Annotated in this window: 7 protein-coding genes and 1 pseudogene; 2 read left to right on the top strand and 6 right to left on the bottom strand. The window is 41.0% G+C overall.

What is annotated here, in order from left to right:
• Positions 1-127 precede the first annotated feature (127 nt).
• The 6 genes and pseudogenes from WFY05_RS21655 to WFY05_RS21630 all read right to left on the bottom strand — a co-directional run bounded on the left by WFY05_RS21655 (position 128) and on the right by WFY05_RS21630 (position 9238).
• Positions 128-1312: an alpha/beta hydrolase-fold protein gene (locus WFY05_RS21655; protein ID WP_340115033.1), complete on the bottom strand. Its 1185-nt coding sequence runs from the start codon at positions 1310-1312 to the stop codon at positions 128-130.
• 385 nt (positions 1313-1697) lie between these two features.
• Entirely contained in the window at positions 1698-3083 is a 1386-nt protein-coding gene (locus tag WFY05_RS21650) for a LamG-like jellyroll fold domain-containing protein (protein WP_340115032.1), read from the bottom strand.
• Positions 3084-3331: 248 nt separating this feature from the next.
• Positions 3332-4117, bottom strand: coding sequence for a T9SS type A sorting domain-containing protein (locus WFY05_RS21645; protein ID WP_340115031.1), 786 nt, complete (start codon positions 4115-4117; stop codon positions 3332-3334).
• A gap of 183 nt (positions 4118-4300) precedes the next feature.
• The gene (locus tag WFY05_RS21640; protein ID WP_340115046.1) at positions 4301-5539 is read right to left on the bottom strand and encodes an APC family permease; all 1239 of its coding nucleotides are present in this window, start codon (positions 5537-5539) and stop codon (positions 4301-4303) included.
• 132 nt (positions 5540-5671) lie between these two features.
• Positions 5672-7579: a CocE/NonD family hydrolase gene (locus tag WFY05_RS21635; protein ID WP_340115030.1), complete on the bottom strand. Its 1908-nt coding sequence runs from the start codon at positions 7577-7579 to the stop codon at positions 5672-5674.
• Positions 7580-7723: 144 nt separating this feature from the next.
• Positions 7724-9238: pseudogene (locus WFY05_RS21630) on the bottom strand (cryptochrome/photolyase family protein).
• Positions 9239-9382: 144 nt separating this feature from the next.
• On the opposite strand from WFY05_RS21630, the gene WFY05_RS21625 reads away from it, so the two are divergent.
• Entirely contained in the window at positions 9383-11047 is a 1665-nt protein-coding gene (locus WFY05_RS21625; protein WP_340115029.1) for a nucleoside kinase, read from the top strand.
• A 359-nt stretch (positions 11048-11406) separates the two neighbouring features.
• Positions 11407-12945 (top strand): radical SAM protein, encoded by a 1539-nt coding sequence (locus WFY05_RS21620; protein ID WP_340115028.1) that lies wholly within the window; start codon positions 11407-11409, stop codon positions 12943-12945.
• Positions 12946-13090 lie beyond the last annotated feature (145 nt).

Genomic DNA, 13090 nt, shown 5'->3' with positions numbered 1-13090 from the left:
ATTCAGGTGATTACACATGGATTTCTGCCAAGAGCATTCACTGTTTAATTTATCCAGGAGCTAAACAAATAAAATTTTAACTCCCGGTTATTACCATGAAATGGGGTTGAAAGCGGTAACTCTCCGGTTAGTTTTCATGCAAGGTCTTCAACAGGCTTTTAATTTCTGCATTTTCGGGATCAAGTTTGAGTGCCTTTTTATAATGCTGAATCGCTTCATCGTTTCTTCCTGCTAACATACAGGCTTGTGCCAGGTATTCGAAAGCACGCGAAGATTGCGGATACAGGGTGGTGTTGTGGCTAAAAAATTCAATCGACTTATCGTAATCATTCAAATCGAAAAGAAAGTATTTACCAAACATTTCGATTAAGCGCTCGCTCGGCTTAAATGCAATACCGTATTTTTTCGACTGTTTTTCGTAAAAGGAGTCAATAAGCGAGAGATCAAGATTGAAATCAGGATCATCAAGAATATAAAAACCATCGAACGCAAAAGTCAGTCCCTTGTAAAAACTTGGATAGGGAACCGTTAAATGGTTGTTGATTTCGAAGTATTCGTGCTTCACATTTGGTATTTGTTTTTGTTTAAGCACCTTAAAAAACGCATACTGCGAAAGGCGAAAAGGGCTTTTGTCCGGTTTGTTGTATGGTGCATTATGTGCCGATGAAACGTACAGTCGGTGGTTTAGGTCGGCGGCGGTATAATTGGAATTTTTAAGCAGGTGCTCGCACAAATTGCTGTCCCAGGTTAAAGCCGGATCCATGGCGAAAAAAGTGTTGAACAATTCGTTCCGCGTTAAATAGGCATAAACACTTAGTAGCCCGCCCAGCGAATGACCCGAAAAAATCCGGTAAGGGCCGGTTCGGTAATTGCCTTCAATTTCAGGAATAAGTTCTTTTTCGATAAAGTCGAGCAGTTTTTCACCGCCTCCGCTTACTTTTGCTGCATTGCTTTCAAAACCATTAAGGTCGAGCGTACTGTGAGTGGGAGTTAGATCGTGGTTACGATCTTTATGAAAAATGGATACTACAATGAGTTCGGGGATCAGGTACTGAGAACTCATAAAGTCGGTGGTACCTGAAGCGAGCGCAAAATGTTCATTGCCATCGGTAATGTACAAAACAGGGTAACGCTGATTGCTGTTATTGTAATTTACAGGCAGATGGACCCAATATTCTTTGTCAGCCCCAATAATCTCAGAATGGATGATGTGTTTTTCGTCACTTGTAATTTTGTGGGGTGCCTGGGCAGCCACATTTCGGGTTAAGAACATTGCTATTAAAATAGGCAGAAAGAGCGGTAAGTTTTTCATTTTAGGTTCGATTGCAGTTTTTGTTCACTAAAATTAGCGAAGTTTTACTAAATACCCTGTAAGGCCGGGCCAGTTATTATTGTGATTTACAAAGGCACTGAAGTGCCACCAATATTTCAAATTTAAACTGTTATTCAACGATCGCCCGATACAGTTCTTCTTAAAAGTCTTCGTTAGTCATTTGCCTTGCCAACTCTTCAGAACGCTGTTTGTAGTCCAGATTTTGGATTATTTTGGTAATCACGAAGATAAAAATAATAATATCGACCATGGTAGTCTACGATAGAAACGTCGACAAGCTGCTTAGAAACAGGATATTAGCATTCTATTCCGATGGATTAGATGAATTTACCAAGATTGCAGACTGACTCAGAAGGTCATACATTCATTCACTCGATTCAATTTGCAATTTTAAGGCATTGATTGCCACCATTGTACATTTTTGCATGAGCATTGCCCTATTAAATGCATTTGGATTTGTTTCGAATAGGTGAGCATTTGTAAACAGATTATGATGTGAGTTGAGTAAAAATGAATAGACATTTTCACCTTCATTATTCAAAATGAAAATGTTCATTCCATATACTTTCAAAGTATCAGGTTGTTGGGATGCAAAAAGAACTTCCATTACAACGTTGTAGTTTGCATCACTTTCCAGATCGCTGATTCCGGCTGCCAGGTTTTTCATATCACCATTAAAAAAATCAAACTGATTATTACCTGTTAATTCCCCGGGATCAAGTTCAACTTCACTAGGTCTTACATTCAATTCAAGGTCATTTCTTAGAGGTTCATAAAAAATTGTTTTATACGGAGCTGACCAAATTTTGGTATCAATAATTCGAACAATGGTTGGGTAGACCATAAATTTCGCCTTTTTATAATTCTTGATAAAGTTCTCTGCCAGTTCACTTTCGGGTCGAAATCCGGGATTCTGATCTGGAAGTTTTGCAAGAACCTCAAAGTATGTTTTCTTAGTTCTTTTGGGATCTTGGTGGTAGTTATTTGCTGAACTGGAGATGGTGGCAGAATCCAGAATTCCTTCGTAAATATTAAACTCATCGATGGCTCCATTCCAGGTTGGATCTGCCGTAAATCCCGACTTACATAAATAGGCCAGTTCATTGCTCAGACTGAGAATAACGTTAAATGGACGGCTGTAATTTGGTCGTACACCTCTTAATACACCATCGATGTATAACTTAAGCAAGTGGTTGTCAAAGGTAGTCACCAAATGATGAAAGTGATCGTCAACTAAGGCCCAGTCACCAATAGCTGTATGCGAAATAAAGGGAGTGCTGATATTCGTACATGAAATGGAAGTAAGGCTTTGCCCATTATTATCGACCGACTGGAACAAATAATCGGCCCCAAATGCGCCTGTGTTTCTGCCAAAGTAAGAGATCATAGTAAAAGGAGGATTTCCTCTTGGAGCAATAATAAAAGCTTCCAGTGAAATTGAAGAGTATTGATTGATTAAAATCTCGTACGACGGAAGTTCAATATACTGTCCTTGTTTGTAAGTTAAAAATAGTCCATCGATAATTTGACCACCTCCTTTTATAACACCGTCTGCCTCTCCAACTACATCGGCGGCCGTACCATCATCAAAAGTATACGAATGTTTTAGTACAGGTTTCTGTGCCTCGACTTGAAAAGAGGTAAAAAGAAGTATTCCGAAAATGAAAAAGAGCCAAACACAGGTTGAATTGAATTTAGTGCATGTAAAAACGAAAATTCCTGATCGCGTAAATGGATTTTTGGTTTTCATAGTTGTGGAATTTAGATTGAACCTAGATTTCCGGAATATTATGTGATACTTATGGAATTCTGCTTCATCTGAAAGAGTAGTTTAGGGTGATGTACGATTTTTCCCGGTAAAGGTTAATATAAATCAGTTGAAATGTGCCTGGTCGATTAGAAAGGTAAGTTCAAAAATCTGTTAAACAGAAATATACAAGCTAAGTTGTCCGGAATGATAGGCCACGGGTAAAGAGGATTAAAAGCTAAAAAATCTATTTATTCCTTCTCGACAATGAGTTTATAATTGAAAAACTTTTTGTCGGATTTAATACTGAGCAGATACATGTTGGCAGGTAATCCTGAGAGATCAAGCGCTTTCTGGCCCGGCAAAACCGTCTCTACCTGTTCTCTGTAAAAAGTTTTTCCTGCCAGATCGAAAACTGTCAACTCAACATTTTTTAGTTCCTGTTGAAATTTCAGTTGGACATTACCTCCCGAAGGATTAGGAAATACACCTATTCCGTTCTTGTCTTCGAGCGAAGTAACCAGTGTTGCAGTTGGTTGCCAATTGACACTGACAGATGAATAATTGGAGTTTCCGGCGGGATTCGACTGTTGGACACTTTCCCCTTTTGTAAAGGAGAATCCGGTCGTTTTATGTTGTGCGGTCTTATCCCGGCCCCAACCCATTTCTATATAGACGGTATAGTCTCCGTCGGGTACCACCTCGTGAGAAACATTGGTTCCGTCCCATTCTATGGATAAAGTGTCATAGGTCGATAAGGTTGCTCCGGTAACTGCGTCTACAAGGTTTTTGCCTGATATCGCTGTCCAGGACGTGAGGTGATCGTCATCATGTCCATATTTGGCATTGGTTTTCACAAATACTGAAGGATTTGCATTGTTCTGAATCCAAATTGCAGCTACGTGTTTATTTCCCCAAGTGCCTGAAGGGGCATTGGTGAGGCACGAAAAACGAAGTGTTCCGGTGGTTTGCGCGCTAGCCGGGAAGATCCATCCCACAAGTAGCAGACTAAATATGCATGTTTTTAAAGTTTTCATGACTTGGATTTTGTAGTGAACATTAAATTCCATACTAGAATTATAAGCACAATTAGAACAGCCGAAAGCATATTTAGTTCAGGATTCTTCACCTCCTAATCTGCCTTAGTTTATTGTTCTTCATCCACCTCAGTCTCTACCCTTTATAAATATCAAAAGGGGTTCTAGCCCTTAAACTGGTTCTCACCGAATCTTTTTTAAGAGGTAAGGCCGCAAGATGAAAATGGCGGCGGTAACCACCAGCAATCCCGCAATAACAAATGGTATTTGATGCATTTGCTCGATAATATCTGCCGCAATGGCTAGTCCGCAGCCAATTGCTCCCACCAGGCTAATCCATTTGAAACTTACTTTTTGCTGAAAAGCAATCAGGTTGACAGTTCCAAAAGCAAACAGGAAAATAATGCTTGCTGCATCGACCAGACTGCCCAGGCTTCCAAGAATGGCGAGCAATGAAGCTAGTCCTGCGATAGACAGCAAAGCATAATACGGGATATCGGCTTTGTTTTCTTTGACGAAGAGGTGGGGCAGGTCTTTTTTCTCGGCCACGCTTTCCATTAACCTGGCAGTGGAGAACAGGGTCGCGTTGATAGCTGAACCCGTAGAGAAAGCCGCTGCAATTGTGACTACGATCAGTCCGAAAGTGCCCAGTGCTTTTTTGCCTGCAATGGAAAGGGCCACTTCTTTTTGTTCGATCAGGGTTTCGGCGCCTACCAGCATAGTGGTTCCAAAAGTAACCAGCAGGTATATGACGATAACCGCAATCACAGCCCATAAGGTAGCACCCGGCAGTGTTTTGTTGGGCTTTTTCAGGTCGTCGTAGTCGTAGGAGAGCAGCTGAAATCCTTCGTAGGCCATAAAAATGGTGGCGGCACCAATAATGGCCGCGTGCCAGGGTTTCGGACTGATTCCGCTGGTCATTTGCTCCGGCGCCCAGCTAATTATGCCAATAAGGGCAAGTCCCAAAAGGACGAGCAGCTTTCCGTAAACCGTTATAATCTCTACACGAGCTGCATTACCTACGCCCTTTAAATTAACCAACGTGAGGATGGCAATAACAGCAAAAGCCAGGACGCGCGGAAGCCAGCTTCCCAGGTCGAAGACATGCGCCACATAATGTCCGAAGGTGAAGGCATACACGGAAAGCGTTAGGATGTAACCCAGGATGAGCACCCATGACAGGCTCCCTGCCATTCCTTCGTGACTGATCTTTCGCAGGTAGGTGAATACACCGCCACCCTCATTGTATTTAAGCGCCAGCTGACTGTAACTGTGGGCCGAAATCAAAGCGATAGCGCCAGCAATTACAAAGCTCAGCCAGGCCCATTGTCCGGCCGATTCGATGATGACGCCGAGCACAGAAAAAATTCCACCACCGACCATGCCACCCACGGCCATCGACCAGGTAGCATTAAAATTCATTTTTTTGTTAGGCATTTCTTGCGGTTTTGTCTCAGTTAGTTTTTTATGTTGGATCGATTGTAATTCTTCGGGAACACTCAGAAAATGAGAAACGTTATTGTTGGTTTAATGCAAAAATAGTTATTCTTCAGCCTATTCCTGAGAATCAATGACATCAAGAATAATGCGTGAGGGATTATTTGGGCCGTGATGTATTCTGTTGGTGGCCAACTCCCATTCTGTTTCATCATAATTATTTCCACCGGTGTTCAAATTTCTTTCAAATCGGGGGAAGTTGCTACTCGAGATTTCAAGCCTGATTCTGTGTCCTTTTTTAAAAGCATTACTGGTAATTAATGGGCCAATCTCAACCTTATAGACTTGTCCTTCTTTCATAAATGTTGGTTCAGTGTATCCTTGTCGCCAACGAACCCGTTGGATACTTTCTGCAACGTTGAATGCTTTCCCGTTCGGATGTACATCTACCAATTTAGCTGTTAGATCGGTGTCTTCAACATCACTCGACAAATAGATGATGACCTTGGCAAAACCTGTTACCTGGATGTCCTTTTCCAATACAGGGGTTGAGAAAACCAAAACATCTTCCCGCAATTCTATTCCTGACTGATCGAACGATCCGGATCTCATTTCGGGTATCATTCCCCAGTCATTGTCGCCAAGAGAAGGAACCGGATTTTCAGGATCATAAATAAATTCATCAAAAGTATTTTTTTCTGGTGATTTTTTTTGAAGGACCCCATCACCGTATTTGGTATTGGCCCGGGATTTTGAATTCAAATAGAAGGTCAGTTCTTTGGCTTTTTCAGGAGGCCATTCGTTATAATTTTCCCACTTATTCTTTCCCATCGTGAAAACAGTAACTTTAGGCCGGTCAACAACATCGTTCTGAACATCTTTAAGCCAGTAATCAAACCACTTAACATAAAGGTTGTAGTAATCGAACCAGGCATCACCCAAAAACCTGTCGCCATAAAAATAATGCTCATTTTCGGCAGTTTGCTGACAATGGTTAGTGGCTGAAATGATCAGAAATTGATTATCTGCAGTTTCTTTGTCGTAAGCGTTCGATTGCATATAATGATATAGTTCTATCGAACTTGGGCCAAATGAAATATCATAAAAAGCATCAATGTGCAAAGCCGGAACACCGAAGGAATCACGTTCAGTTGCAAATTCAGTTTTTTTCCATCGGGGATCATTCGGAAGTTGCTGAATAAATTGTTTGTAATCGCTTTTTAAACCACCCAGTTCATCAACCTGATCAACAAGTGGGAGGTGCCTCAAGGCTTTTGCCCAGTTAACATCAGGTTTCTCTGCCCACAAGGGATAAAATTTACTCAAACGCAAACGATCCTCGCGCGAAAGATCACCTTTAAAAACGGGGAATTCGTTAAATCCATACTGATAATACCATCGTACCCAGGGCATTTGAACAACACCACCTCGGTACAACATACCTTGTGGAGAATATTCTCCAAACTCGCCGATACCGGCTCCAGCACATATAGGAATCATAGCAGCATGACCTGGATGATCCATGGTGGATAAGCCCAACTGGTGCTCTGCGGAGGAAGAACATCCCCAAGTTCCAACTTTACCGTTACTCCATGGCTGGTTAACTATCCATTCAATTACATCGTATCCATCTTTTTTGGCTCCTGCTAAAAAAGTGTAGTCTCCTTCAGACCAATAACGGCCTCTTTCGTTGTTGAGCATAACGACATAGCCGTTCCTCAGAAATATGGCTATTTCATTGGCAAACCATCTGAACTCACTGTTGGGAATAAAATAGGGTGAACGGATTAAAACTGTAGGAAGATTTTCACGTGGGATATCCTTTGGGAAATATATTCGCCCATTTAAATCCACTCCATCTCTCATCGGAATCTCAACCATCTCAATTTTGTCGACAATTTGGTTATAGGCGAGGGCTTCGTTGTATGTTAGTTCGCAGCCTTTACATTGAGCATAACCATTATGTGTAGCTATATTCAGAAGCAGTATTAGCAGATAAAAATAAAGTTGTTTGGTATGATTCATTAATTTTAACGGATACATAAATATTCTTCTTTTTTACATTTTAATATAACAAGAAAATGGCGTAAGCACAATTTATCACAGATAAATCCGGAAGTTGCGGATTTAAAAAACTTAGAATATCTTTTCATTATGGGGCTTGAACCCTTAATTCTCTCCGTCTAACTTATTGAGAAACTCTTTTGCATTTTGCAGGTGTGTAATTCGCTTTTCTTCGGACATTCGATTATAGGTATGGTACATCATCGACAGGCGCGGATTGCTCTTGAAAAAATCCCGGTGTTGATCTATAAAACGCCAGAACAGCCCGTCCCAGACTGCTTCCCAGTCGCCTCCGCTGTAATCGCTCATTTTTCGGATATAATTCGAGCCGCCGATATAAGGTTTGGTAGCAAACAGACCGCCGTCGGCAAACTGACTCATGCCATACACGTTGGGCACCATCACCCAGTCGTAGGCATCGATAAACAGCTCCATAAACCAACGGTACACCTCGTCGGGATCGAATTCGCAAAGCAGCATAAAATTACCGAGGATCATCAGCCGTTCGATGTGATGGCAATAGCCGGTTTTCAAAACCTCACGAATGGTTTGATCGACGGGATCGATACCTGTAGTGGCGCTGTAAAAACTTTGCGGTATTTTTCGGTCGAAACCCCAGAAATTAAGTGTGCGCGAACGACTTCCTCTGCTTTCGTACATACCTCGGATAAATTCGCGCCAGCCCATGATCTGCCTCACAAATCCTTCTGTCGAATTAATTGGGATGTTTTCTTTTTCGGCAAAGGCAAGGCTCTGCTCCAATAACTTTCCGGGTAAAAGCAACCCCACATTTAACAGTGGTGAGAGCACACTGTGGTGCAGAAAGGGTTCATTGCGTACAATGGCATCTTCGTAGGCTCCGAAATCGTAGAAACGGTATTCAAGAAATTGTTGGAACCACGTTTGTGCCGATTTAAAATCCATGGGGTATAACGGATTTTTACTCAACTCTCCAGGGTTGTTGTTAAAATTTTTTTCTACGTATTGAACGGCTTCTTCCCACAGGGGCGAGGATAAGGGAAAATGAATGGCCGGCGGCGTTTTTTCCCTGGGATATTTTTTTCGGTTTTCGGTGTCAGAGGTCCATTTACCACCTGCAGGATTACCGCTTTCATCGAGCAAAACCTTGCGTTTTTTTCGTTGCTACTTATAAAAAGTGGTTTGAAAATACGATGTTTTCTCCGGCCTGAAAAATGCAGCATTGTCTTTACGCGTGTTAAGGAACAGCGGACTTTCATAAACATTTAACGCCATTTCTTTTTTTCGGATCCGTCGTTCAAGCCAGTCGTCTATCGGATCGATTACATGGAATCCATTTACGCCTCCTTTTTTCAGTTTTTTGACCAAAATCCGCACATCAGATAAATCTCTGGTTGAATCAATATAATTCACTTTGATCCCTTTCCCTTCAAGATAATTCTTGTAAAAACGCATGGTCGCACGGTGAAATGCGAGTTTCTGCTTGTGAAAGGCATATTGCCGGAAGAACAGGTATTCTTCAACCATGTATATCTCGTGGCCATTTTCCAAAAGTGGACTTTCGAAAAAAAGCTGGTGCGGAAAAACCAGGTTAACCGTGTTTTCAGTGCCTTTATTTTTAAATGAGCTCTTTGAAGTCATCGTTGCTTTTTGAAACAATTCTATCTCAATTTTGCTCAACGAATGTTTATTTTGTGCTGCGCCTGCTCCCTTTTATCCCTAACTTGATAACTTCTTGTCAACTTGCAACTTTTACTTACATTTAATCCTGAAAACAGACAAAACATGAAGGAAGTAGAAATATTTTGCAAGAATACAGGTTCTTACCACAGTTTCCCAATGGGCACTTCGTTGCTCGAAATCAGTAGTAGTCTGAATATTAAAGACGATCATTCTGTATGTGGAGCTATCGTAAATAATCAGGTAAAGGAACTCACATTCTGCGTGGTAAAACCAAAGCAAATCGAGTTTATCGATGTGTCAAATACCGATGGGATCCGCCTTTATATCCGAAGTTTGATTTTTTTGTTATATGCCGCCATAAAAGAAGTTTTTCCGCATGTCGACTTCAGGGTTCAGAATGGAATCTCGAATGGTTATTTTTGCGAGTTGAATGGATTAGAGCGTGAGATCAGCGAATCGGATGTCTTCTCGATTAAACAGGAAATGCAGTCGATGATCGATGCTGACCTGCCATTTGTGAAAAAAGATCTGCTGACCCCCGAGGCAGTTGATTTGTTAATGAAACAGGGGCTGGTGGAAAAAGCACAGTTGATCGAGCAGCAGGGACAGCTTTATACACACCTTTATTTTTTGAACGACCTTGCCGATTACCTCTTTGGGCATTTGCTACCATCTACCGGATACATTCGCAATTTTGGTTTGATCCCTTATTACGATGGATTGTTGTTGATCGTTCCGCGAAGAAAGAACTTTTTAAAACTCCGAAAAGTAAGTTATCACGATAAGCTGTTCGAGATTTTTCAGGAACAGAAAGATTGGGCCGGAATCATCGATGTTTCCACGGTGGGGAGTTTAAACGATCGCACACTCAATGGCAGAGGAGGGGAAGTGATCAAAATATCGGAGGCCTTGCATGAGAAAAAGATCGCCGAAATTGCCAATATGATTTCCTCGCGTAATGGCGATGTTAAGGTGGTTCTTATTGCAGGGCCATCGGCATCGGGTAAGACAACTTTTAGCAAACGACTGGGCGTGCAACTGGCCGTAAACGGTTTGCGCCCACACCATGTTTCGCTCGACGATTATTTTGTGGATCGTGAACATACACCGCGCGACGAACATGGCGAGTACGATTTTGAAGCCCTCGAGGCCATAGATATTGCGTTTTTTAACCGGCAAATGATTGATGTTTTCGAAGGGAAAAGGGTGAGCTTGCCCCGTTTTGATTTTCGCCAGGGGAAAAGAACGAACAACGGCGATACGCTGCAACTTACTCCCGGCGATATTCTTATCGTTGAAGGCATCCATGGCATGAATCCCGATTTACTGACCCGGATTGAAGAACGAAACACCTTTAAAATATTTATCTCGGCACTTACACAAATTTCGATGGATGAACACACCCACATTTCTACCGCCGATAACCGTTTGTTGCGCCGTACCATCCGCGATGCCAAATACCGTGGTTATCACGCGGCTGATACCATAAAACGATGGCCATCGGTGCGAAAAGGCGAAGAACGCAATATTTTTCCCTACCAGGAAAATGCAGATGTGATGTTTAATTCGGCCACACTTTATGAGTTGGGTGTACTAAAAAAATATGCCGAGCCACTCTTAAAAATGGTACTCGAAAATCAGAAGGAATATTCTGAAGCTACACGTTTGCTTGAATTTCTATCGTATTTCAAACAAATTAACGACGACGAAATTCCTCCTACATCATTACTGCGCGAGTTCCTGGGCGGTAGTAGCTTTGTGTATTAGTAAGCTTGGATCTTAGGAATACTTTTTAGTTACTTTTTCACAATTCCAGTTCTGTCCCAATAAGTTTGAAGTAAACTGTATTTGCACAGGTTTAAATTGGATAATAAAACTTAGTAGTTCTTATTTGCTGTTTTTCAGCGTGTTGTGTTTGGTGTATTTTATTCGTAACTTTCATTGTTTCAAAACCGAATATAAAACTTTACAGTACCTAAAATCGTATTATGTTTTGATCCTGATATCAGGGAAGCACCAATCAATTAGAAAATTTTTGAAAACAGTAGTGAGTGATCCTCATTATTGAGTTTCTTTGGTAACCATTATTTCCTAAAATAGTCGTTCTAAAATTGAAAAACTTCAACATGAAGAAATTAAGCATCAGTATTATTGATCTTATTCATAATAGTAACTCACATTCGCTGTATCGGAAAATAATGTTTCCCAATTACATCAGCATCATGCCACAGATAATTGGTGTCTGGTGTCGTCAACTCGGTCATGTTGTACACTATTCATTTTATACAGGAACACAGCCAATCAAACAACTTTGGGATGAAAAGAGCGATATTGTTTTTATAAGTTCGTTTACTTTTACCGCACAGTATGCCTACGCGCTAAGTAATTTTTTCAGAAGCAAAGGAAAGGTAACTGTACTTGGAGGTCCTCATGCACGTTGTTATCCGGAGGATGCATGTAAATATTTCGATTATGTTTTAGGCTTAGTGGACCGAGAACTGCTAAAAGACTTGTTGCATGGCTACGAACCCCAAAAAGAAATGGGCGTTCACCTTTCTGCAAAAACACAGCCCAAATCTATTCCCGGAGCCAGAGACAGGTGGGAGTTTATTGAAACAGCCCACAAAAAACAACGCCTAATCAAATTTGTGCAAATGATTGCCAGCCTGGGATGTCCTTATAGTTGCGATTTTTGCATCGATTCAAAAATTCCATATCAGTTGCTCGATTTAGATGTTTTAAAGGACGATCTTCGTTTTTTGACTACAAGAATTAAACGTCCGAAAGTAAGTTGGTACGATCCAAATTTTGGGGTACGTTTTGATACCATTATGGAAAGCATAGAACAGGCCGTTAAACCGGGTAGTATCGATTTCGTGGCTGAATGTAATTTATCAACTTTATCGGAACAAAATGTGCGCAGATTGCACGAAAATAGTTTTCAAATGGTGATGCCCGGAATTGAATCCTGGTTCGAATATGGTAACAAATCGAAAACAGGCAACAGCACAGGATTAGAAAAAGTGCAACAAGTTGCACATCATGTAAATGCGATTCAGAAATATATTCCCCACGTACAAACCAATTTTTTACTCGGACTTGATTCCGAAATTGGCGATGAGCCATTTCAATTAACGCGGAAGTTTGTCGATTTGGCCCCTGTAGCTTATCCGTCATTTGCACTGCTTTCGGTTTACGGTAAAGCTGCCGCTGAAAATGTTAAGTATGAAAATGAGAACAGGATTATTCCTTTCCCATTTCATTTTATGATGTCGGTCCATACCCTCAATATTGTGCCTAAGAATTATTCGTGGGAAGAGTTTTATCGACAATACATCGACTTGCTGAAACATTGTTTTTCTCCATCCACCATTCAAAACAGGTTTAAAAGTAACACAGAACCCAATTCGAAATGGTTGATCCTTTTACTGTCGCTCTCTATTGGTGGGCGGGGAAAGATCAAACTCCTTGAATCGTTATTTGACCGTTTGAAAAAGGATAATGAGTTTCAGGCTTTTGTAAGGAAAGATTCAAATAAGATTCCCCGCTTTATGACCGAGAAAATTAAAAATGACCTCGGAGAATTATGGGATTGGCTGCCCGATAAAACTTTTCAGTACGAAACCAACGTGCATAAAAACCAATCATTGGAAGTATTAGAGTAACCGTATTTAAAGTACTTATGACTCAGTACTAAGCATACTCGTATTGTTCCCATTAAAAACCTTAGGTGAATTTAGAAACGAGACGTATTCAATTCGCTATACTGTTTGTTAATTGTGATAGTCAGAACATCAGAATAATAATGAT

This window comes from Maribellus mangrovi, assembly GCF_037646455.1.
GTDB lineage: Bacteria > Bacteroidota > Bacteroidia > Bacteroidales > Prolixibacteraceae > Draconibacterium > Draconibacterium mangrovi_A.
The sequence above is the reverse complement of the archived record's forward strand: the minus strand, read 5'-3'. Positions and strand labels throughout refer to the sequence as shown.